The sequence below is a fragment of the Spirosoma gilvum genome, from assembly GCF_054776815.1.
The window spans coordinates 743500-766781 of the sequence record NZ_BAAHBH010000001.1; the positions used below are offsets into that span (position 1 = coordinate 743500).

Consider the following 23282-nt stretch of genomic DNA (forward strand, 5'->3'; position numbering starts at 1 on the left):
AAAATGTTTAGATTCTTCGACTCATTACACTCAATCCACAAACTTGTAGTCATAAAATTGTTGTATGCGTTCGTCTTTATCCGCGAATACTTCGTCGAAGGTGCCCACGCGTGCAAATTTGCCGTCCAAGAGCATAGCTACCCGGTCACCGGTGCTTTTAGCGCAGGTCAGGTCGTGGGTGATGATGATGGAGGTTGCCCCAAGCCGCTCCTGCACGTCGTTGATCAGGTTGTTGATTTCAACGCTGGTAATCGGGTCCAGGCCCGCCGTTGGCTCATCATACAGCATAATCTCCGGTTTTAGAATCAGCGTACGGGCGATGCCAATCCGTTTTCGCTGACCTCCCGACAGTTCGGCGGGCATCTGATCGATGGTTTGCGACAGACCAACGTCGTCCAGCGCTTTTTTGACGGCCTTGTCGATCTCTCCCCGGCTCAGATTCCGAACGTTGCGCACCAGCGGAAATTCCAGGTTTTCCCGGATGCTCATACTATCGTAGAGGGCACTGCTCTGAAACGAAAATCCAACTTTCTGGCGAAATTCATCCAGTTCTTTACCTCGGAGTGTCTCTACATCCTCACCTAGAATAATCACTTTGCCGGCATCGGGTTTGAGTAGACCGACCATGATCTTGATCAGGACAGACTTACCCGTTCCTGACCGGCCCAGCACGACCACGTTTTCGCCTTTATTCACTTCCAAATCAACCCCACGTAGCACATGCAAGCTGCCAAAGGACTTTTTCAATCCCTTGATTACGATAACAGGTTCATTCTTTTCGCTCATAATGTATTGAGCGATTGGGTGATTGAGTGATTGAGTGAATAATGGTTGTGTCATCTATTCACTCAATCACTCAATCACCCAATCACAATTAAATTAGCTTCCCCGAATTGCGGACACGATTTGTAGTGAGAGCAATTCTTCAATAAATACTAAAAACATGGCTGTCACAACGGATGAGTTAGCCGCCTTACCAACGCCCTCGGTTCCTTTAGACGAATGATAACCTTTATAGCAACCAACCATGCCGATGGTGAAGCCAAAAACAATGGATTTAATGACCGACGAAAAAATGTCAAGATAGGTAATGGCCCCAAATACTTCCTGGATATACGATGTAAAGCTGGTTTGCTCATTGGCATTTACATTGAGGAACGCACCGATCAGGGCCACAAAAATGGTGTACATGGTCAGTAGTGGAATCGTAAACGAGGTAGCCAATACGCGACTCACAACCAGAAACTTGAAGGGGTTGGTGCCCGACACTTCCATGGCGTCGATTTGCTCAGTTACGTTCATCGAACCAATTTCGGCCCCGATGCTGGAACCTACTTTTCCCGCAGCAATCAGGGCGGTTACCAGTGGTCCTAAGGCTCGTACGACCGCAATGGCAATAAGAGAAGGAAGCCAGGAGGTAGCCCCAAATTCGGAAAGCGATGGGCGCGACTGGTTGGTAAATACCATACCGGTAATGAAGCCTGTCGTGGAAATGAGCAGCAGCGATCGATAGCCGACTTCATAGCATTGCCGGATGATCTCCTTGAATTCATAAGGCGGCATGAACACTTCCCGAAAAAAGCGCCCTATGAAAGCGGCTACATCACCCAGACTCAAAAAAATCTGGTCAAATTTTCGTGTAGTGACAGGCCGGCCAGTAGCCTGTTGGGATTTATTGGCGTCTGATTGCATTCAACTGGTGGAAAATTAAGTTAATTCTGAGAGTTTCTGATTCTATAAGCCCTGTTTTTCTTTTGACGCCTACAGAATCTAAAGAATCAGGAGCATAAATAGAACCAAAACCGACCAAATTACCGGCTTGTCAGTAACATCGGGTTAATTATACCCATATAACTGTTTTGTAGAGCCGTGGTTTTATTTTGGCAAAAGTAGTCGAAGCGCAACAACCTGCTGCGCTTCGACTACTCAATTCCCTAAAGTTTATATGGACGGCTTAGGCTGCCTGCCGAAAGTCAATCGGTTGCCAGGTCCGATAGGCCGTTTGTGGAGCAGGCGACAGAAAAGAGGAGTAATCGCCAGGTCGCGACAGGACTTCTTTATATAGTAGCACCCGGTAGAGGTAATAACGGGTTTCACGGGGCAAACTCATTCGGTAGTAATCGCGGTGAGCGTTCCGTTTTAACTGATTTTTCATAAATCCCGGCCCGGCATTATACGCAGCCGCTACCAGCGACCAGGAGCCTAATTGTGAATACAAGGCCCGTAAATAGCGACAGGCGGCATCGGTCGCCTTCTGAACGTTGAATCGCTCATCGACTCGTTTGCTTACTTTCAGTCCCAGGTCGCGGGCGGTGCCGGGCATAAGCTGCCAGTAACCAGCCGCCCCAACTCGTGAAACGGCCCTGGGCCGAAGAGCGCTTTCGGCCAGTGGAATGTAGCGGAAATCATCAGGAATATCGTATTTCTCCAAAATTGGATCGATTAGCGGGAAAAACGATTCGGCTTTTTGCCGAAGGTTACCCAGATCGCTGGCGTGTGGCCGAAATAGCGTGAACACATGTTTCCAGCGGTCAACTACATCCGATTGATCGAGTGGTAAACATTCTCCACAGAAATCGACATCGAGCAAGGGCAGTTCGGGCGCCGATGCCAGTACGGGCTTTAAAAGCGTCTCCGCTGTGTGCCGAAAATGACTTGATGCCGTCGCATCGGATTTGGCTACCACATTGGCTTTAGCAAGGAGAGAAACGGGGTTTGCATTCAGAGGAATGAACTTGGCGGCAATCGCAACAGCCGGACGTAGGGCGGCCATTAACACTGAGAATCCAATACGCTTTAACAAAACTCAATTCAGGATGGTAATGAATGATAACGATACTATCAATAGTTTAGTGTCCTGATAATCAATCATATATAAAAAGAGACGTATTCGAGAAATTGGATTTTTCCTCGTATCAGGAACGAAAGCAACTGAGTGCCAGTACCTTTCAGAATAAAACTTGCCGACGTATAAAGTTGAACCGTTTGGCGAAAAATAAGGTGATGCCCCTGTTAAAAATTCATAACTTTCGGTCGGCTTATCCCGTTGCTCCATGAATGGGAAAGTATTTAGTGACTTATGATTGAAATCGGACGAATAAATACGTTGACGGCGCTCCGCCAAACCAGCGTCGGTTTTTTTCTGGGCGACCTGTCGGATCGAAAAACGCAGGACTTTGCCAATGACATTCTCCTGCCCAATAAATACGTACCCGATACGCTGGAAGTGGACGACGATATCGACGTGTTTGTGTACACCGACTCCGAAGATCGGCCTATTGCCACAACCTTAACGCCCGCTATTCAACGCAATGAATTTGCGACCCTGCAAGTCGTTTCGGTAACCAATGCGGGCGCTTTCCTGGATTGGGGATTAGAGAAAGACCTGCTCGTGCCTCATCGTGAACAGTCGCGTCCGATGCAGGTAGGAGAGTGGTATGTGGTGTTTATGTACCTGGATCGACGCACTAACCGGCTAGTGGCTTCCAGTAAGGTAGGCCGGTTTCTAGACCCCGATGTCAGTGAGTTGGTTGTCGGTGAAGAAGTGCAATTGCTGGCCTACGAAACTACTGATCTGGGCCTGAATGTGATTATCAACAATCGCTACAAAGGTCTGATTTATGCCAACGAAATCTTTAGAACCGTTCGACCGGGTGATCCCCTAATTGGCTACATCAAAACGATTCGTGCCGACGGATTGGTCGACGTAAGCTTACAAAAGGCTGGGTTTGAGAACGTAGAACCCAATGCCCAACGCATTCTGGCGACGCTAAAAGCCGAAAATGGATTTCTGCCCCTGACAGACAATAGCCCGCCCGAAGAAATTTACAGCACGCTGGAAATGAGTAAGAAGACCTTTAAAAAAGCCATCGGAACCCTGTATCGGGAACGTAAAATTGTGCTCGAAGAAAAGGGAATCCGGTTGATTTGATGTGGGTTTCAGTATAGAGCGGACTGTGGCGAATATACGAGTTTAATGGAGTCTGTTTAGCTCAATCGGGTATTGATTCAACTAAAATAGTAAGCAGAAATTAGCAGCATGAGCCAAAATCTTATAAAATTAATGGTTGAATTTCCGTTAAGTTATTTATAATTATGTACCTTTAGGTACTTATTAGTTGTTTACCGGTTAGTTGTTCACCGACTACTTCTCCTTCTGCTCCCCGTTGAGTTGATGGTCTAGCTCGTCTACAAACCATCAATTGATGCATTTTTTCATCCCGTTTGCGGCTAGCGAAGCCCAAGCTCAGCGTATTTTAAAACGATTGAGCGATAACTTGCTGTCCAATGGCTATCCATCGAGCCAGGATTTCGTTTATCAGATCAGTTATTTCCACGAGGGAACATTGGTATCCGATACGGTCGGCGAAGCGTCGATTCAAAATAAAGAAATCATACTGGCCATCTCCAAATATAGCGACGAGTATCTGATTTGCACATACAGCCGAGGAGTAACCTGGGGTAAACCAATGATCGCTTATGCAAAGGATATTGAGGCAGTAACTGACTTTAAAAGCGGCTGACTTACCGTTAGTCCAATTCCGTGCTGAATTGATAAGGGTATCAATTCAGGACAAAAAACCGTTAACTGATTTTCGGTGGTAAATCAGCTAACGCATTTCCAAGTATCATTCACCTCATTAATTATTGGCAGAGTCAAGCAATGGCTCTGCCTGTCACGACAAAATTTTTTATATGGGCACATCCAAAGAAACATTTAATAAACGAGAAAAAGAGAAGATCAGACAAAAGAAGAAGCAACAGAAGCAGGAGAAACGCGACGACCGGAAAGCGAACCCTACTAAAGGGAAAGGTTTAGATGAGATGTTAGCTTACGTTGATGAAAATGGCAACTTATCCTCAACGCCCCCTATATACAGTCAGTCTAAATCAGAGGGGTATAGTGTTGTTCGAAATGAACAGAATCAGGGAGCGAACAGCATAATTCGGGAAGGTACATTGACCAAGTTTGATTCTGCAAAAGGGTATGGGTTTATCCAGGATAGACAAAGTCGACAAAGCATTTTTGTGCATCAGAATGAATTTATCGACCCAATTAGGGAAAATGATCGAGTTCTTTTTGAAATAAAGACTACGCCTAAAGGAGCGAGTGCCATTCAGGTAAAAAAACAGGCATAAGCGAGAGTCAATTAAGTATGGACATTACCTTCTTTTAACAAATCCCTGAATTAGTATGAGAGAATATCCAAAATTAAATGCCAAAGAACGGCAGTTGATGGCTCGTCAGCAGGCCGAAGTGGCTAAAAAGCCTTATATGGTGAAAGGTCTGCCCAAAACCGTGCTGTATTTAAGTGACGAGCAGGCAACGAAGCGACTCGATTTAATTCCTCAGTTTGGTCGATAACTAGTAAACTTGCTATAGGGGACTTACCCGTTAGCGATTTCGATTAGATGGAGGTACAGTATAGAACTCTTTGGAGTAACTAGAATTAAAAATTCATTTTAAAGTAAGAAAGCACACCTAATTAGGTGTGCTTTCTTATAACTGATTACGTATATCGCTTAATTAAGCTCGCTCTACATCGATAGCATTTAAGCCTTTTTTACCCTGCTCGACGCTGAACTTCACTTTGTCGTTTTCACGGATAAGATCAATGACACCCGAAGCGTGTACAAAAATATCAGCGCTACCATCATCAGGTTTAATGAAGCCAAACCCTTTGGTCTCATTGAAAAATTTTACAATTCCTGTTTGCATTTTATTAAAGTTTGGCACAAAGTACAGTACAATAAATGGCAATTCCTAGTAATTATCGTATTGATTTTCAGTAAATCAGCAGATAAGCTCTAAGCTGGTTGATAATTCGTTAGCCGTATGAAAGCAGAGTTGCTTATATGTGCGGAATATGACTTTGTCAATCAAAAAATAGTCTTGCCAAAGTACTGTTTCAACTTCTGAAGTAGCTAACAGTGAACCTATATACTTCATTTTTAACCAAACCTTAACCCCTCCTTTAGCTCCCCTTCAGGCTGCCTGACGTTTTTTGTATGGTCAGCAAGAGGTCCCGCTGGTGATTCAATTTAGACTGGATTTGTGCCAGAATCGGACCGGATTGTTGACCGTGAATACAACAACTCGTATTTGAAACAGAAGACAGTTAATGCCTTCATTAGCAGTCATGAAATCGTTCATTCAACTCCCCGCTAAAGCTCTGTTGCTTGCGTTTGGACTAGCCGGGGCTGGTTTACAGCCCTCGTTCGCGCAAGTGGCCGAACCCGAACAGCAATCGGCACCCATAACCGATCAAACGATTATCTCGGCCATTGCACCCTACCGCGACGATGTTCGTCGGTCTATTTTACTGGCTAGCCAGCAACCTCAGGTACTGACGGCATTGGCCCAGCAACGCGCCAATAGTGAGCAGGCCTTTGTGAACCAGATCCAGATGTATGGACAGAAGAAACAAGCCTGGTTTTACGACATCGCCCGGTTCCCCGATGTGATGCACGCGCTGGCAACGTTGCCTACAGGCACCAGTGAATCATCGGTAAAAGACCTGACGAAAAACCTGCCTGCCGATTTGCAGGAAACCGCCTGGAAACTGTACCGCCATCATCACGACGATCTGGTACAGGTCGATAATCTGAACCAGCAGGCCGATCTGGCGTTCGATAACCTGATCAATCAGCTGGACATTCCGACGCAGACCGCTTTTCGGCAGCTTATTAATATGCCCGACGTTCTGACCCAACTGACCGATCAGATCGACAAAACGACTCGTCTGGGTGAAGCCTACCGCGCTAATCCAGATCAGGTTACCAACGATTTAACGGCTTTACACGATAGCCTGACGGTACAGAACCAACAGGAACTGGCGGCTTATCAGAATGAGCTGAACAACGATCCACAGGCCAAACAGGAGCTTCAACAGGCTGGACAGGCGTATGCACAGGCAAATGGATATAATACAGGCATTAATCCGAACCCCGCCTGGGTCAATAGCTCGTATTATTATCAGAATCCGTATCCCTTCTGGTTTGGCTACCCATACTGGTATGCATCACCACTGTGGTACCCGTCGGCTTGGTGGTATGGTACGGGCTTTTATTATGGACTGGGGGGTAGCATGGTCATGTTTGGTCTACCCTCAATGGGCTTCTCGAACTGGTTCTTTAATACAGGCCATTATGCGTATCCCCATTTGTATAACCGCTTTAATAATTACTACGTCCGGACTGTTGGCGAACGTCATGTCTGGGCGCCGGTCAATGCAGGTTTCATGTCGGCTGCTCATCGCGCATTCGGGGCGGGCATACCAAATTCCCGCGCTAATTGGTTAACCAATCCTGGTCAGTACAGTCGGTCGGGTTCCTTCAATTCGGGCTCAGCACGTGTAGCATCACCCGGTCGGTATCAGGGAGCCAATGCGAATACGTACCACTCGCAGTCGTGGGGCGGGGGTTCCCGTTCGTTCGGCGGTGGAGGGTTTAGTGGTGGGGGCTTCCACGGCGGCTTTGGCGGTGGTTTTCATGGTGGCCGTCGATAAAGGAATTGAACTAACCATATAGGGAGGGGCTGGTACAAACGATTTTTATGTACCAGCCCCTCCCTTTTCTATAGCTGTTTACGACTCCTGCTGATAAGTTGGTACGGAAGTTTTTTTAATTTCGTCCCAACAAATATCATTATGCATATACTCATCGTTGAGGATGAAGCGTCGATAGCCGGTTTTCTTCGAAAGGGACTGGAAGCGAACGGTTTTCATGTTCAGATTGCCTCCGACGGACTGATGGGGCAAAAAATGGCCCTCGATTATCCGTATGATCTGGTTATTGCTGATGTCAATCTTCCCCGGCAAAATGGGCGGGATATGGTAGAAGCCCTTCGTAAACAACAGGTCGATGTCCCGATTCTAATGCTCAGTGCACTGGGTACGTCCAACGATATCATTACGGGTCTGGATGTAGGGGCCGATGATTACCTCGTCAAACCAGTTCAGTTCGATATATTGATGGCCAGAGTTCGGGCCTTAACCCGTCGTCATACCGGCCGCTTAAATTCTGAACCAACGCTGGTCGTCGGTGATCTGGTTCTCAATCAGGATGAACGTACGGCAAAACGCGGGGATCGACCGATTAATCTGACAGCCAAAGAGTTTCAATTGCTCGAATACCTGATGCAAAATCAGGGGCGGGTGGTGTCAAGAGCATCTATTGCCGAACAGGTCTGGGATATGCAGTACACCATGAGCAGCAACTCGATTGAGGTGTACGTCGGCATTCTGCGAAAAAAGATCGACCAGCCCGGCTCTCCTCAACTAATTCATACCGTCATCGGTGAAGGTTATGTACTGCGGACGCCCTAAAAGTGGTCATTGATGGTCATTAAGTAGTCATTAGCTAGTCATTGATCGTTGTTCGTCTCACTTCGAATTCTACATTTATGACAGACGACAATTAATGACTACCTAATAACAATTAATGACCATCAAATGACTATATCTTACCGTTCCAGTTTAAAGCCTTTATCCATCCGTACACGCTGCGGTCGGTTGGCTACATCCCAGCCGGTTAGGTAGATCCACCGGGCAATACGTGTCACTTTCGCGGTATTGATGCGGTCGGGCTCGTCTTTGGGTGTATGGTAATCGGCATGAAGCAGCGTCGTGAAAGCAATAGCGGGCACATTAGCACGGGCGTAGGGGAGGTGATCCGACCGGAAATACCAACCTTCCGGGTGATCGGGTTTATCCCAAAGTGTGTCGAGTTTGAAATGGGCTTCCGACTGATTGACGGCCAAAGCTGCATTGACCAGATCAGTCGAATTGCGGTGCGGAGGCTGCTGTCCCAGAATACAGGCACTGTCGGGGGCGTTTCGGCCAATCATTTCTGCGTTTAAAACGGCTACAATGGATTCTCTCGGAACGGTCGGTTTGTCGACATAGTAGCGGGAACCTAACAAACCCCGCTCTTCGGCACCGTGAAAAACAAACAGCGCCGAACGCTTACCAGGTTTCTGCACGAATGCACGCCCAATGGCCATCGTTGCCACGCAGCCACTGGCATTATCATCGGCCCCATTCCAGATCGAATCGCCAGCGACAGCCCGCCGAACACCGTCATGATCCTGGTGCGTACTAAACAAAACATACTCATTCTTCAGCGTTGGATCAGTACCCGGCACTTTCGCGACGATGTTCACGGACGGATAGCTAAAGCTTTCTACGTTGACCACATTTGTAAATTGCTGCCCCGGCTGTTTGATCCACGAGAGCGCACTGGTAGGTAGCCAGACGGTTGGGGCCTGCGAAAATACACGCGTATTTGGCCCACCAGGCAGATCGTACCGACCCCGTTCCAGGCCCGTTGTCCAGCGGTCGAAATAGAATTGGGCGTCGGCGTTTGAAATCCAGATAACGGCAAGCGCTCCCGCTTTGACCAATTCGGCAGCCCGTCGGTTCATCGTGCCCGTCAGAAATCGGCGGTAGCTCAATTCGGCGGGGGGCGTTCCCGAAAATTCCAGCGCTACAGCCTTTCCTTTAATGTCTACCCTGGCCAGTTCTTCGGGCGTTCCTTTGCCTATAAAAACCAGCGGTGCATCGACCGAGGCAATGGCGGGGGCCAGAATAAACGCATCCTGCCCATGTGTAAGCGCGTGAGTGCCAATAGTGAGCCGACTGGTTTCGGTGATGCGGGTGCGTTGAATATGAAAGAACTGAAAGAACGTGCCATCGTCTCCGGCCGGTTGGAGGCCCATAGCCCGTAGCTGATCGGCAATCCAGGCCGATGCTTTTAATTCATCGAGCGAGCCCCCTTCCCGACCTCGAAAGTGGTCGCCCGCCAGCGCAAACAGATCCCGTTTGATGTCGCTTTCTTTGATCGCCGATGCGGCATTAGCTGTTTGGGTAGTTTTTGACTGTGCCTGACTCGTCACTGAGTTACCTGCCGACAGTAGTAGTGCCAGTATCGGGAGCCATTGGCATACCGTTCGTTTGTTGAGAAGAATCATGGTTGTATTGCCTGACTAAATTTTTGAAGAGAACAAATCTACACAGCGTACCGATACCGTGGGTCGGCCAAAGGCGATAAAAGCTTATCTTAGGGCAACAAACATTCGGCTATGCAACAAACTCTCCGCTTTGTAAAACCACTCGCCTTTTTGGGGTTACTTACCATCGGTTGGCAAACAACGCTGGCCCAATCGAAAAAGCCGATGGCTGATCCGGTCAGCCGCTACGATGCCTACATTCAACAGGCTGTCAACGATTGGAAAGTGCCAGGCTTGACCGTTACGGTCGTAAAAAATGGAAGCGTGTTGCTGAAAAAAGGGTACGGCGTTCGTGAGCTGGCAAAACCTGGTGCAGTGGATTCTCAGACGCTCTTTGCGATGGCCTCAACGACGAAAGCGATGACAGCCGCCTGCCTGGGTATGCTCGTCGATGAAGGCAAGTTGCACTGGGATGACCCCGTCATGAATTATCTACCCGATTTGCAGTTTTACGATCCGGCAGTAACCCACGAAGTGCGTGTCCGTGACCTGTTGATTCATAATACGGGGGTGGGCAATGCCGATGTGCTGTGGGCCGCTATGGAAATTCCGTCGGATGAGATTCTGCGGAGGGTGCGCCTGATAAAGCCATCGTATTCGTTACGATCAAGCTTTATTTATCAGAACATCATGTATCTGGCAGCCGGAAAGGTAATCGAGAAAGTAAGTGGAGTACCCTGGGAGACCTTTATTCGCACCCGAATTTTCGAACCACTAGGCATGAGCCGGACAAAAGCTCTTTTCAAAGAGGTTACGGATGCCAACCGGGCCAAACCACATTTCGAGGTCAACGATACAATACGGGTGGTCAATAGTCTGAAAGAGGAAGGGCTGGTGGATGCTGTTGGCCCAGCGGGTTCTGTCTGGACCTGCCCTGATGATATTAGCGCCTGGATGCAGTGTATGCTCGATAGTGGTCGCTACGCCGGTAAAACCCTGCTCAAACCAGCAACCTGGGCAGAACTCTTCAAACCACAGACACTAGTCACCGACAGCCAGTTTTATCCGACCCAAGTATTGACCAAACCCGTCTGGAAAACCTACGGCTTAGGCTGGTTTCAGCATGATTATCGGGGGCATCGGGTTAACTTTCATACGGGGAGCCTGACCGGTATGGTGGCTATTCACGGGCAGTTGCCCGATCAGAAACTGGCGGTCTATATTCAGGGGAATCTCGATCATGCCGAACTCCGTCATGCGCTCATGTACCGGGCATTCGATGAATTTGCGCTGGGTGTTGAACATGATTGGAGTAAGGAATTTCTGCACTTGTACGGCGGTTTCAGGCAGCAGGCCAAACAGGCAAATCGTAAAGCTGATAGTACTCGTGTAGCGAATACGAAGCCTTCTCTGCCTCTAACGGCTTACACTGGCGCTTATACCGATCCACTGTATGGCACTGTCGATATAAGACTGAAAGATGGCCGATTATATGCGTCGATCAACAGTGTACTGACGGGCTACCTCAATCATTGGCATTTCGACACGTTCCGACTCACCTATGATCAATTCTGGAATGGGAAAGATACCATCAGCTTCCTACTCGATCAGCAGGGGAAAGTGGCTAAACTGACGGGGGGAGGCATGGAACTGACCAAAGTACTTGACCCTACTGAGAAACCAGTATCGGCCAGATGAATGACTTGTCAGTAGTCGTCAGGTATGGTCAAGAGTAGTCAAGTATGGTTAAGTAGTATTAAGTATTGAAAGAAAATTTAACCAGACTTGACTACTCTTGACCATACCTGACGATAAACCTGTTTAAACTTTTAAGTTTCGGTATAACTGGATCGATTTTTTGTCATTCCGACCGGAGGGAGGAATCTCAAAGTTGCTTATTAGTCAAGCTTGAGATTCCTCCCTCCGGTCGGAATGACAAGAAAAAGAGTCTTACATTTTCCACAAAAGAAAAAGTTTAAATAGGTTCGATAGTTAACCCGCCTGAAAAGAATTTTTAAAAGCCGTGAACATTTTCGAAAAATTAAATGTATATACATCAAATACCTTAACACATAATTTTTCAAACTACTTACAATTATGGCAACTGAAACAGCCACTCTGACAACCTGGGCTATCGATCCTTCCCACTCTGAAGTACAGTTTAAAGTAAAACACCTCGTTATTTCAACCGTAACGGGTTCATTCGGAACCTTCGAAGGAACGGTAGAAACGGAAGGTGATGATTTTAATAATGCAAAAGTTTCATTCTCGGCCGATATCGACAGTATCAGCACCGGACAGGAACAACGGGATGGACACCTGAAATCAGCCGATTTCTTCGACGCTGAAAACCATCCAAAACTGACCTTCGTATCGACCAGCATGACCAAAGTTGACGACGATACGTATAAAGTAGTGGGCGATCTGACTATCCGAGGGACTACGAAACAAGTAACTTTGAAAGCTGAATACGGTGGTCAGATGGGCGATTTCTATGGTCAAACCAAAGCTGGTTTTGAACTTAGCGGCACCATCAAACGGAAAGAATTTGGTCTGTCGTGGGATGCCGTTACGGAAGCCGGTGGCGTTGTCGTAAGCGACGATGTGAAACTGGTACTGAACATTCAGTTGACGAAGCAAGCTTAATTAGCTTACTCACAAGCATATAACCTGATTGAACGTGAATACCGGTAAAGGCAACCAATTGTCTTTACCGGTATTTTTAGTTTTGAAGAGACGGAGCAGCTTTGCAAATGAATTCCTCCGCATTTTAGCCACTGATTTCCGCAACTCATACGGTACTTGTTGCAACCCAAACGCTTCCTGATTGAAGTCAGGGGTATAGATGACTCAACTTTGATTCGTCAAACAACAGGTATCGTATGAACATGATCCATTCCTTTCGCGCCATCACAGGCATTTTACTCATGGGTAGCTTACTCACAATGACAGGCTGCCAGAAAAATCCGGTTGACCCAACTACAACCCCCAATCCAGGCACTGGAACAACTGGACAGGACGGATACCTGACCGGTAAAGTCACCGATCCGCAAGGTAAACCGTTATCCAAAGCCACTGTCTTTATTGATCACACTGTTTTTTCGGGAGATGGTCCTGAAGTGAAGTCTGCTTCGGATGGTAGCTACAAAATTCAGATGATCAATCTGGCGGGCGAGTGGATTGCCAAAGGCTACATACTGAAACAGTATAATGATCGGGTTTACAAAATCCAGCTTCATCCTGAGAACGACGATCCGTTTACGAGCGACGAAAAGCCCGTTCGTAACTTCCAGTGGAAACTAACCGGCCATATCCCCGATTTAAGTCTGGATCTGTATTATGGTGGAACTATGGAAATGTCGCGTGATCTGAACGCTGATGACCTCTATGATAATGAAAATATCGAGTTCACGTTAACCCCTGTCGGTTCGTTAATTGACGGGTCAACGGGTAAAGTCCTGAAACTACAGGCTAAAAAGCGCTACCAAACCGAGATCAAAGATATTCCGATGGGACGTTACAAAGTTACGGCAATCTACAAGCCAACGGGTGAGCAGTTATGGGTTCGAAATGCCTGGGACTTCAGTGATGATATCAGGTACGACTCGTCGGTGGTCATGGATTTCCTGGGAACCGAATCGGCTGTGCGCTACAACAGCATGAGTGTTGGCTATACGAACCGTCATTAACGAACGGAAATAACTAAAGCATCTGGTTCTCTATATACCAGCAGCCCCACGAAGACCTCCGATAAGCACTAGCTGATTGCTTATCGGAGGTCTTCGTGGGGTTGTTATGCAGAGTAATTCGTATTTTGGGCGATCAAACAACCTGCTATGCGTCTTACACTTGTCCTGCTGATCGTCATCGCCAGTTTCGGTAAACTGGTGGCTCAAACAACAAAAACAACGGGTCTACATTTCGATATTCTCATTCGCAATGGGCTGCTCTATGACGGTTCGGGGCAGCTGCCAAAATTGGGTGATGTAGGTATCCAGGGCGACCGGGTGGTGGCAGTGGGGAAACTGGCAGGTGCAAAAGCCTCTACCGTTATTGATGCAAAAGGGAAAGCCGTTTCGCCGGGTTTCGTTAATGTTTTGTCGCATACGGGTATAGAATTGTTGCGCGATGGACGGTCGATGAGCGATACCAAACAGGGCGTGACAACCGAAATATTTGGTGAGGACACCTGGGGACCGATTGCCACTCAGGACATGCGCGACCAGGTCAATCTGTTCCTGAAACCCTACAACCAAACCTGTGATTGGACAACCCTGGCCGAGTTTCTGATGAAGCTTCAGAAAAAAGGGATCACACCCAATATTGCTACGTATCTGGGAGCGGGTCAGGTTCGTCAGGCGATTCTGGCTGAAGCTGATGTGAAACCAACTCCAGAGCAGTTGAACCAGATGCGGGCTATTGTTCGGAAAGGTATGGAAGAAGGAGCCTTGGGCATTACTACGGCATTGATCTATCCTCCTAATTCCTTTGCCAATACCGATGAGTTAATTGCGCTTTGTAAAGAATCAAGCCGCTACGGTGGCCGCTATATTGCCCACATTCGTAGTGAAGGTGATCGGCTGGAAGAAGCAGTTGGTGAGTTGATTAAAATTGGCCGGGAAGCCAATGTACCGGTCGAGCTATACCACTTTAAAGCGTCGGGACAGCGTAACTGGCCCAAGATGCAATCGACTATCGACCTGATTAATCGGGTTCGTCAGCAGGGACAGAATGTGACGGCCAACATGTATACCTATACGGCCGGGGCTACGGGACTGACCTCATGCCTGCCACCTTATCTGTTCAATGGTGGATTCATGGCAGGCTGGAAGCGATTACAAGACCCGGCTACCCGCCAGAAGTTAAAGGCTGAGATGCAACAAAAGGGTAAGGATTGGGAAAATATGTACGATCTGGCCGGCTCACCAGAGAATATTCTGCTGACAGCGTTCGAAGTCGACTCGCTGAAAAAATACAACGGGATGACCTTGGGGCAAATCGCCAAAATCTGGCACAAAGACCCGATTGCAACGGTAATGGATCTGATTGTGGCCGACAAAACACGGGTCGAAACCACTTACTTTCTGATGTCGGAAGAGAACGTGAAAAAAGGCATCAGCCAGCCGTGGGTGTCGTTCGGCTCGGATGCCGGGTCATTGGCCGAAGATCGTAACGAAGTTGGCGTGGTGCATCCGCGAACGTTTGGCAATTTTGCCCGCCTATTGGGTAAATACGTCCGTGACGAACACGTGATCTCGCTGGAAGAAGCTATCCGACGTCTAACGAGTCTGCCCGCAACCAACCATAGACTACCAAACAGGGGGCTGCTTCGTCCGGGTTATTACGCCGACGTTGTCATTTTCGATCCAGCTACCATTGCCGACAAAGCCACCTTTGCCGAACCGTTTCATTATGCCGTCGGTGTGCAGCATGTGCTGGTGAATGGCAAAATCGTGCTGAAAAATGGCGAACATACGGGCGCTTTGCCTGGTCGCCCCATCTGGGGACCCGGCCGAAAAAGTAAGAAAGACGTATAAAAACCTACCGAACCAGCATTAAACTGCCCCGAATGATGGGTTTTTCGGGGACCGTTCGAACTGTATAGGCGTATAGACCGGCGGGGAGTGAGTAGCCGTTTAACGTACCGTCGAAGGGGTTTGTATAGCCTTTGTCGGACGAATAGATGATTTCGCCCCAGCGGTTGAAAATAGTCACGATGGCATCTGGGAATGCCTCAATCCCAAACAATTCCCAGGTATCATTCATGCCGTCGCCATTGGGTGAGAATGCATCGGGTATCCAGACGCGTGTGTACACCGTTATGTGGATGGTATCTTTGGCTTCACAGCCCGTTTTGTTTTTTACATCGACTATATACGTGATATCCTCTCCGATAGACGTAACGGTAGGGTTAGCCGCGCTGGGATCGTCAAGGTAAGTCGACGATGCCCATTGGAACTGGTTTGGATTGCCGGTATAAACCGGATTCATCGTGAACGTATTTCCCTTGTAGGTGACCATCGAATCGGCTAGCTGAATGGTCGGTATGGGAGCCACAACGGCCAGTCGAGTTGCCACCGTACCTTTACATTCGGGAGCCGCTTTGACCGTGTAGGTTATCTGAAAATTACCGATCCCAGCCGATTTAGGATCAAATTTATCCCCCGTTACACCCGTACCTGCAAACTCTCCGCCAGCCGGGCTCCCGACGAGGGTATACACAGGCGAGTTGTCGCCACACACTTCTGGAATGGTATCGAGTCGGACGTCAATTGGGTCAAGTTGAATAATCGTTACGGGAGTAGAAGTGCCTTTGCATCCGTACGTATCGGTGGCAATCAGGACAAAAGTACCAGGCTCGCTGGTAGTATATTGGGCATCACTGCCACCGACAGTTGCCCCATCCTTTTGCCAGCTATAACTAACGCCACCACTGCCATTCAACTGGAGCACGTCCTGGGGGCATATTCGATTTTGACCCGACGCCGATTGAATGACCGCCAGTACGGCCGCCGACCGTTGCAGGAGTGCGACATCGCTTTGGGCTTTACAACCATACATCAAATCGGTCGTAACCGCCCAATAATTTCCTGGCTGATCAACCGCGATGGAGTCGGCTGTTTGCCCAGCCAGCGCCTGCCCATTCCGATACCACTGATACGTAACGTTACTATCGCCTACAGCCGTTAAATGGACCGTACCTGTTGTGGCGCATAAATGCCCGCTTTCAAACACCTTTGCCTGCGTACCTACTACCTTCACCAAAAGGTTTTCGGAATTTCCGGTTTTGCTACAGATGGTTTTCTGCGAAACGACGACCATATACGTACCCGCTTCGCGAACGGCCAGCGACGAACTGGTAGCGCCCGTAATGTTGATTCCATCTTTCCGCCATTGGTAGTTCCAGTTGGCATTGAAAGCTGCCTGAATCACCGCCGAATCGCCCAGACAGATGGTTCGTGAGCGCATAGCTGGGAAGCTGCGAAACTGAACGGCTGGATCGGGTGTCGTTTGGGGAGGGCAGTCGATGACCAGAAACTGGAAGTCGCGACGGACCTCGCCAATCTTTACACCATTTCGATATTCTTCCACTTTCACCGCAAAGACATATAAGCCCAACTCAGTTGCGGTGACAGATAATTGGCCCGTTTGTGGATTGACCTGCAGGGTTGGGCTTCCGGGCATGGCATTGTCGGCGCTAAAGCCCGGACGCCAGGTAATATCGGGGTAAGGACCTGACGAAACCGCATTTTGAGCCGTTCCTTTCTGGTTCAATGGCGTAATCATCGAATAGCGAAGTTCATCGCCATCGGGGTCATTTCCGCCAAACGCAAAGGTGAATGCATCGCCCAGACAGACGTATTCACCATTTATTTTATTGAATTGAGGAGATGAGTTCTGAACGTACTGGCCGTTTTGTAGCAGGGCAGGAAATTCCAGGTAAAATGTAAATCCAGTTTGATCGGGACTGACGATGTTGTTGATCCCCGCATTTCGGTTCCGCGTTTGATACGACATATAATACCCTTGCGGATCAGTATAGGTACCGGGGCTGAGCTGAATAGTCGCTTCGTAGGTCCAGACAACAAAGTTTAGGTTTCGCTGCGATGCACAATAGGCATTGGCGTACACAACGGGAGCTTTAATGCCCGTTTGGGTAACCGTAAAGGTAGTCATCTGAACATTGTCGCGAAGACGATAAATAGCGACAGTTCCCGTTGAGGCCTGCCGGGCTATGCCTTGTGTACCATCTTCCAGGTAATTGGTAACGATGATCTTGAAGTGACCGGGCACATCACCGATCGCCTGCATCTCGATCTGACCACCTACCTGGTGAGTCGCCAGTGAGGATAAGGGCAGACCCAGTATGAGAAGCCAGTATAAAATCCAAAAAGTAGATGTTCGCATAAACAAGCATTCAAAACTTCGATTCCGCACACACAACTCACTCCCAAACAAAACTTTTTAAACTTGTGCTTTAACTTGTTAATGGATAGAGGGATAACAAGTTACATCTTAATTATGAAGAGCTTTATTACTAAACTTCTATTTTTTACTTAAAGAAAAAGTTTGCGTATATCTACGCGTTTGCAATAGCTTATGGATCATTTGAACTGCACCGACGGCCCGGTGCAGTTCAAATGAACACTTACTTAATCTTAGCTAATAAGGTTATGCTATTAGCCACCATACCGGTTGTTCGGGTATAACGACCATACCGCAACTCAATGCTTTGCCAATGCCCTATGCCGAACAAACCACCGGGCGGAGCCGTGCGAAAACCTATACCCACAAACTGGCTGTTGAATCCCGAAATATCGTAGTCGCTGGTATAGTATTGTTCCGTCTGTTTGTGTTGCCCATAGGGAGCGAAATAGCGAACGGCTGTTTGATGACTGAACCGGTAAAAAGGACTTACCGAAATAAAGGAAGTCAGTTTAACGGGAACCTCCAGATTGACGGTATGTGCCTGCATACCCCAATCATCAATGTAGTAGCGATAGAACGTACGAACAACGACCCGATCGCCCATGAAATAGTGCAGCCGGAACGAAACCGGAAGCTTAAGCCGATTGCCCGGCAATTTTTCTACCGTTTCGCCACCATCCTGGAAATAGATGCGGTGAAATGGGGTGCTCAGCAAGCCCTGTTGAACCGATGGCTCAACCGTAAACAGCAACTGCATTCGCTTATTGACTATCTGCGATACGGACAGACTCAGGTTGTACGAATTACGAGGTTTATAGTCAATCGGGTCTCTATCGCCATGAGCACCAGAGCCATAGCCATCGGGCCGGAGTTCGGGCGGCAGTATGACTTTCCAGGTATCGAAGAACGCCCCCGCTTTCAGGCTTACCTCCCGGTTATTATCAGCCGATGCCTTGGCGAAATTCAGGTTAAGCCCGTACGACTTATAATCATACTCGGTCGAGTACGAAAAGGCAAGCCCTTTGGTTGTTCGGTTCTTGTCGTTATGAACATTCCAGGATAGCGACGGGTAAATGTGCGTGTCGCTCCGGGATGCCGATGAAATCGTCAGCGGGTCGATGTTGTCGGACGAAGCTGAAGTGTAATGGTCGATGTTGAAATCGAACGCGAACGTATGCTGCCGGTCTCGCTTGTCGGTAGTTTTCAGAACAAGGTCAAACGATTGGGCGTAGTCGGTGAGTTTTTCTGTACCAATTCCCCCCGTTACGGCCGAGTTATTCCCATCCTGCTGGTAGTAGGTCGATACCAGATTGATCTCTTCAACTTTGAGTTTACGTCTTTCATAAGCTGGCTGCGTCGTTGACTGACCGTATCCCGCCCGGAATAAGCTAAGCAAAACGCCAACTGAAATACAGATTTTTTTCATGGTTTGCGTTTGTTAGTTACAGCCACAGCCACCGCCACTTTTACCACCGTTAGCTCCGGCGGCTCCTTCGCGGTAGAGGTAGAAATTCTGTTCAAACTTTTCCGACTTGCGAGCTGATAATTCCATTTCAGCATCATTGATCCGGCTTTTCTGGTATTCTTTGACGGTCGTACAACCGGTCAGACTGAGAAGCCCAAAGCAGGCTATCAGTCCTGTTGTTTTGAGAAACTGGTTCTTATTCATTTTGTCGATTTATACAAGTTAAGAAGCACGGGCTGGTGTCGTAAGCCGAATATTGGCCGACGTGTATAGACCGTCGTTATCATCGATAATAATGCAGGCGATGTGACGCATCTGGTTGATCAGGTCCAGACCAACCCGAACGCCCATCACCATAACCGGAGTGGCCAAGGCATCGGCGAGTTCGGCATTCGGCGCAATGATGGTCACGCTTTTGATACCCGATACCGGATAGCCCGTTTTCGGGTCGATGGTATGAGCATAGCGTTTTTCATTAATGAGGGCATACTTTTCATAACTACCCGATGTTGCCACCGCCATGTTGCTGATGGCCAGGTACGAAAACGCTTCGCGAGTGGACAGGTTTGGATCGGCAATGCCGATCGTCCATGGGTCCCCGTTGGGCTGCATGCCCCAGGTGGTCAGGTCCCCGGCTGCATTGACAATCCCGCTTTCTACACCCCGTTCCCGCAAAATCCGTTTGGCCTGTTCGGCCGCATAGCCTTTTCCAATTCCACCGAATCCAATCCGCATGCCTTTTTCTTTCAAAAAGACCGTCTGCTGGTTGGGATCGAGCAGTACATTCCGGTAATTGATTAGCCGAACCATGCGCCGGGCGCTTTTGGGGTCAGGCAGCGATGTCATCGTCGTATCGAAATTCCAGAATCGCTTGTCGAGCGAACCGTAGGTAATGTCAAAAGCCCCCTGAGTGAGCGCCGACAGCCGCAGCGACCGTTCGATCAGCGCAAATACTTCGGCATCGACCCGAATAGGTTGTATACCCGCATTCGCATTGATCTGGTTGGTCTGACTAGTTTCGTTAAACGTGGTCAGTAGCTGTTCAATGCGACTGATCTCCGCAATGCCTGCGTCCAGACAGTCGTTGGCCCAGGTGGCATCGGCACTCACAACACTGAGCTCAAAGCGATTGCCCATGAGCCGTTGCACGCGTTTGTGGATGCCAGGCGCAGGGGTCATTTTGCAGCTAAGCGAACAGCTTGGATAGATTCGATAAAGGACGAAACCGTCAGCGATTGTGGATAGCCATCCCATTCTTTCAGCACCTTGCCGTCTGAATTAAGCAGTACCGTAAACGGAAACTTTCCTTGTCGGTTGTATTTTTCAGCCAGGGCCTCGTTATGTGCGGTCTGTTTGGCATCGAGTTGATTTTTGGACAAGCGCGGGAAGTCGGCCCGGACGAGGATTAAATTATCCATTGCAAATTGACTGAATTCATCCGATTCGAAAATGGTCTTTTTCAGTTTTATACACGGCCCACACCAGTCCGAACCCGAGAAATTGAGCAGGATGAGTTTATGTGCCTGCGTTGCTTCAGTTTTGGCCTGATCGAAATTTAGTTGCCAGTTGAGCGAAGTGGTCAACAGACTAAAGAGAACGACTGTCAAAAGGGTCTTCATTGTGGTTTTGGTTATTTCTTGTTAGTTGGATAAATGCATCAGCTATAAACGACCAGTGTTTTACCGTCAGTAGCCGTTTTATAAACGGTTAAGCCTTTGCTACCGAAGCTGTTTTTTCCTTTGCCTGTCAGGTCGAAACGGGCACCGTGTTGGGTGCAGTAGTATTCTGTCTTGTTGAACATGATCGCCTTTTTAGGCTCATGGCTACAGGTCTGCGTTGCTGCCACATACACCCCTGCCGTAGATTGTGCGACCACAATACCGCTTTGGGTTATATAGCCTCCGACTGTTTTCAGTGCCGAAGCCGCCGAGGAAGTCAGATCGATGGTAAGTAGTCGATTGGTAATCTTACTCAGATCAGTACCGCTGGTTGTAGTACCGCTAGTCGTTGTGGTGCTACTGCCACTAGTAGTAGTGCCGCTGGATGTTCCTGTTGTGGTAGAGGTAGTAGGTGTTGTGGTGCCCGACAGGGTAAGCGCATTTACTACCGTATCTTCCTCATGTACGCAGGAGGTAAGCAAGGCCATTAAGGCTGACCCCGTAAATCCCATTGATTTCAAAAATTCTAAACGAGTCATACAAGCGAGTGGGTTTTGTGTACTAGAGTACTGTCAATTGTCGGTTTATCGCATTAACTATCAGTTCTTTCCGAACCTGACAATGGATAGGGCCTGATCAATTGGCTGTTTATATTCCAGTACGTGTATTAGTGATAAAACGTGGCAGTAGTTCGATACATTATTTATTAGTTGTATTTACTTAGAAAAGTTGGGAAGATCCTGGAAATTAAGGGTTTATACAGAGAGCTTGTTTAGCTTAAATGTTTTCGAACAGGTGAGTTGACTTATTTTACAAAATTTGTTGCAGCCTGAATGCGATTTGAAACATGATTTTTTAAGGCTATGATCCCCATGGTAAAATCGGTTGTGCTGGTCAGGTATGAATACGGTTTTTGCTCGGGCTCCATGCCAGTGACATACGGTGCGATAAGGTAAAAATTCTGGTCGATGATGTCGTTAATGTTGCTTGCTGTAAACACGTTCTCCCTGAATTCTTTAACATACTGTTTGTATTTAGCGTAGTAAACTGCATCATGGGCTACATAATAAATAAGTGGCCAACTGCTGGTTACTTCGGCCATTTCGAGGGAAACGGCTTTTCCGCCACCGGGCCCATTGCCCGACGTTGTAGTCATGGCCATGTTGTGATCCCACGGAATCCAGGTGAGGTGATTCGTGGGCGAATTGTAGAGGTAATAGTTGTGGGCCATGGCCCCGTAGCTATCCCAGTTGACAATAGTGTTGTTGATGGCCAAGTATTTAAGGAAATGGTCCATGTTGAAGGTCTTTTCCAGATTAGCACGCCAGGTGGCTGGATCAGACGTGCGGGTTGATGCATTAAGCGCCGTGATAAACGCCTGTACATCGGAGTAGTCAGCTTTATCGTCGTTATTTTTCTTTTCGAACTGGCTTTGTACAAACGTCTGGAGGGTAGATTCGGGCTTGTAGATATTGCCTTTTTTCTCCCCATACTGAGTTTTCACCATTGTATCGTCGATCACTTCAACCATCGTATACACACCGCAGTATTTTTTACCTGAGCCAAAGTCGATATATACCCGGTAGAAAGCTGTTTGGGCCGCTGGAATGCCAGCCGATCGGAAAATATCGGCCACTATCTTTTCTCTGAGTAACGAATTATCGCTAAAGCCCGGCGACATACTCAGTTCCTTAAATCCGTAGTAACGCTGGTCTTTAATGTCGGGGTATGTATCTTCAAACTCGTCCATTTTAAGCCGGAAGGGCAGCTTGTAGATACCTGCTCGCCAGGCTGATGAGAGGCTGGAATTACCTTTTAGCCGGAAGCCGACATTGGTCCAGAGCTTTCCATTGATGTAGACCGGTAAAGCCACATAGGCTGGGTCTGCTCCAAATGAGCCGCCACCGGGCATACCTCCACCCGTGTTTCCAGTTCCAAATGTCCCCCACGATTTAGCAGCCATATCCGTTTGGATGGATTTCCACTGATCGGCCGTCATCGTTATTTCCATGGTTTTCACATCCGTTTGCGAAAATGCCACTGAATAGCTTGGAGGGGCATCCCCACTATGTGACTCGGTCGTCCAGTCTGGATTGGTGGTAGTACCTGTATTGGGAGAAAGCTCTGAATACTTAGGCTGACAGGCAAATCCGATCCAGAGAAGAGACCCAATAAGGAGGGAGAGTATAGAAGCTTTCATGAAGCGTACGCAGTTCGGCTATTTACCGCTTGTACGCAAATAAAATAGTCTCCGTTGCAAAGGCTCCGTACTGACTGATAA

22 protein-coding genes are annotated in these 23282 nt (G+C 48.1%); 10 read left to right on the top strand and 12 right to left on the bottom strand.

Going from position 1 to position 23282, the window contains the following annotated elements; all coding sequences use genetic code 11:
• Positions 1–30: 30 nt before the first annotated feature.
• The 3 genes from ACYVFD_RS02975 to ACYVFD_RS02985 form a co-directional block, all read right to left on the bottom strand.
• A complete protein-coding gene (locus tag ACYVFD_RS02975; RefSeq protein ID WP_461088265.1) occupies positions 31–786 on the bottom strand; it encodes an ABC transporter ATP-binding protein in 756 nt (251 codons plus the stop codon).
• 93 nt (positions 787–879) lie between these two features.
• Positions 880–1692, bottom strand: a complete 813-nt coding sequence (locus tag ACYVFD_RS02980) for an MlaE family ABC transporter permease (protein ID WP_461088266.1) — start codon at positions 1690–1692, stop codon at positions 880–882.
• Positions 1693–1954: 262 nt separating this feature from the next.
• Positions 1955–2803 (bottom strand): lytic transglycosylase domain-containing protein, encoded by an 849-nt coding sequence (locus ACYVFD_RS02985; protein WP_461088267.1) that lies wholly within the window; start codon positions 2801–2803, stop codon positions 1955–1957.
• A 276-nt stretch (positions 2804–3079) separates the two neighbouring features.
• Here ACYVFD_RS02985 and ACYVFD_RS02990 point away from each other — a divergent pair, with 276 nt between their 5' ends.
• The 4 genes from ACYVFD_RS02990 (at position 3080) to ACYVFD_RS03005 (ending at position 5365) form a co-directional block, all read left to right on the top strand.
• Positions 3080–3931, top strand: a complete 852-nt coding sequence (locus ACYVFD_RS02990; protein ID WP_461088268.1) for a CvfB family protein — start codon at positions 3080–3082, stop codon at positions 3929–3931.
• A gap of 274 nt (positions 3932–4205) precedes the next feature.
• Positions 4206–4523, top strand: a complete 318-nt coding sequence (locus ACYVFD_RS02995) for a hypothetical protein (protein ID WP_461088269.1) — start codon at positions 4206–4208, stop codon at positions 4521–4523.
• Positions 4524–4695: 172 nt separating this feature from the next.
• A complete protein-coding gene (locus ACYVFD_RS03000; protein ID WP_461088270.1) occupies positions 4696–5139 on the top strand; it encodes a cold-shock protein in 444 nt (147 codons plus the stop codon).
• A 55-nt stretch (positions 5140–5194) separates the two neighbouring features.
• The gene (locus ACYVFD_RS03005; RefSeq protein ID WP_461088271.1) at positions 5195–5365 is read left to right on the top strand and encodes a hypothetical protein; all 171 of its coding nucleotides are present in this window, start codon (positions 5195–5197) and stop codon (positions 5363–5365) included.
• Between the two features lie 162 nt (positions 5366–5527).
• Here the strand turns inward: ACYVFD_RS03005 and ACYVFD_RS03010 are convergent, their stop codons facing one another.
• Positions 5528–5719: a cold-shock protein gene (locus tag ACYVFD_RS03010; protein ID WP_461088272.1), complete on the bottom strand. Its 192-nt coding sequence runs from the start codon at positions 5717–5719 to the stop codon at positions 5528–5530.
• 421 nt (positions 5720–6140) lie between these two features.
• Here ACYVFD_RS03010 and ACYVFD_RS03015 point away from each other — a divergent pair, with 421 nt between their 5' ends.
• Positions 6141–7508 (top strand): hypothetical protein, encoded by a 1368-nt coding sequence (locus ACYVFD_RS03015; RefSeq protein WP_461088273.1) that lies wholly within the window; start codon positions 6141–6143, stop codon positions 7506–7508.
• A gap of 141 nt (positions 7509–7649) precedes the next feature.
• A complete protein-coding gene (locus tag ACYVFD_RS03020) occupies positions 7650–8327 on the top strand; it encodes a response regulator transcription factor (protein WP_461088274.1) in 678 nt (225 codons plus the stop codon).
• 137 nt (positions 8328–8464) lie between these two features.
• Here the strand turns inward: ACYVFD_RS03020 and ACYVFD_RS03025 are convergent, their stop codons facing one another.
• Positions 8465–9970, bottom strand: coding sequence for a M28 family peptidase (locus ACYVFD_RS03025; RefSeq protein WP_461088275.1), 1506 nt, complete (start codon positions 9968–9970; stop codon positions 8465–8467).
• A 111-nt stretch (positions 9971–10081) separates the two neighbouring features.
• Between ACYVFD_RS03025 and ACYVFD_RS03030 the strand changes: the two genes are divergently transcribed.
• The 4 genes from ACYVFD_RS03030 to ACYVFD_RS03045 all read left to right on the top strand — a co-directional run bounded on the left by ACYVFD_RS03030 (position 10082) and on the right by ACYVFD_RS03045 (position 15486).
• Complete coding sequence (locus ACYVFD_RS03030; RefSeq protein ID WP_461088276.1) at positions 10082–11647, top strand: serine hydrolase; 1566 nt, start codon at positions 10082–10084, stop codon at positions 11645–11647.
• Between the two features lie 399 nt (positions 11648–12046).
• Positions 12047–12595 carry a YceI family protein gene (locus ACYVFD_RS03035; protein ID WP_461088277.1) on the top strand — a complete coding sequence of 183 codons (549 nt, stop codon included), beginning with the start codon at positions 12047–12049 and terminating at the stop codon, positions 12593–12595.
• Positions 12596–12831: 236 nt separating this feature from the next.
• Positions 12832–13638, top strand: a complete 807-nt coding sequence (locus ACYVFD_RS03040) for a carboxypeptidase-like regulatory domain-containing protein (RefSeq protein WP_461088278.1) — start codon at positions 12832–12834, stop codon at positions 13636–13638.
• 147 nt (positions 13639–13785) lie between these two features.
• Positions 13786–15486, top strand: a complete 1701-nt coding sequence (locus ACYVFD_RS03045; protein ID WP_461088279.1) for an N-acyl-D-amino-acid deacylase family protein — start codon at positions 13786–13788, stop codon at positions 15484–15486.
• 4 nt (positions 15487–15490) lie between these two features.
• Here ACYVFD_RS03045 and ACYVFD_RS03050 read toward each other — a convergent pair whose 3' ends face one another.
• From ACYVFD_RS03050 to ACYVFD_RS03080, 7 genes are all read right to left on the bottom strand, one after another.
• On the bottom strand, positions 15491–17857 hold the full coding sequence (locus ACYVFD_RS03050) for a T9SS type B sorting domain-containing protein (protein ID WP_461088280.1): 2367 nt from the start codon (positions 17855–17857) through the stop codon (positions 15491–15493).
• Positions 17858–18098: 241 nt separating this feature from the next.
• Complete coding sequence (locus tag ACYVFD_RS03055) at positions 18099–19304, bottom strand: DUF3570 domain-containing protein (RefSeq protein WP_461088281.1); 1206 nt, start codon at positions 19302–19304, stop codon at positions 18099–18101.
• A gap of 12 nt (positions 19305–19316) precedes the next feature.
• Positions 19317–19547 carry a DUF4266 domain-containing protein gene (locus ACYVFD_RS03060; protein ID WP_461088282.1) on the bottom strand — a complete coding sequence of 77 codons (231 nt, stop codon included), beginning with the start codon at positions 19545–19547 and terminating at the stop codon, positions 19317–19319.
• 18 nt (positions 19548–19565) lie between these two features.
• The gene (locus ACYVFD_RS03065; RefSeq protein WP_461088283.1) at positions 19566–20522 is read right to left on the bottom strand and encodes an FAD:protein FMN transferase; all 957 of its coding nucleotides are present in this window, start codon (positions 20520–20522) and stop codon (positions 19566–19568) included.
• Positions 20519–20962, bottom strand: a complete 444-nt coding sequence (locus tag ACYVFD_RS03070) for a thioredoxin family protein (RefSeq protein ID WP_461088284.1) — start codon at positions 20960–20962, stop codon at positions 20519–20521. Before ACYVFD_RS03070 ends, ACYVFD_RS03065 begins: the two co-directional genes overlap by 4 nt.
• Positions 20963–21000: 38 nt before the next feature.
• Complete coding sequence (locus ACYVFD_RS03075) at positions 21001–21540, bottom strand: Rieske 2Fe-2S domain-containing protein (protein ID WP_461088285.1); 540 nt, start codon at positions 21538–21540, stop codon at positions 21001–21003.
• A gap of 266 nt (positions 21541–21806) precedes the next feature.
• Complete coding sequence (locus ACYVFD_RS03080; protein WP_461088286.1) at positions 21807–23201, bottom strand: CotH kinase family protein; 1395 nt, start codon at positions 23199–23201, stop codon at positions 21807–21809.
• Positions 23202–23282 lie beyond the last annotated feature (81 nt).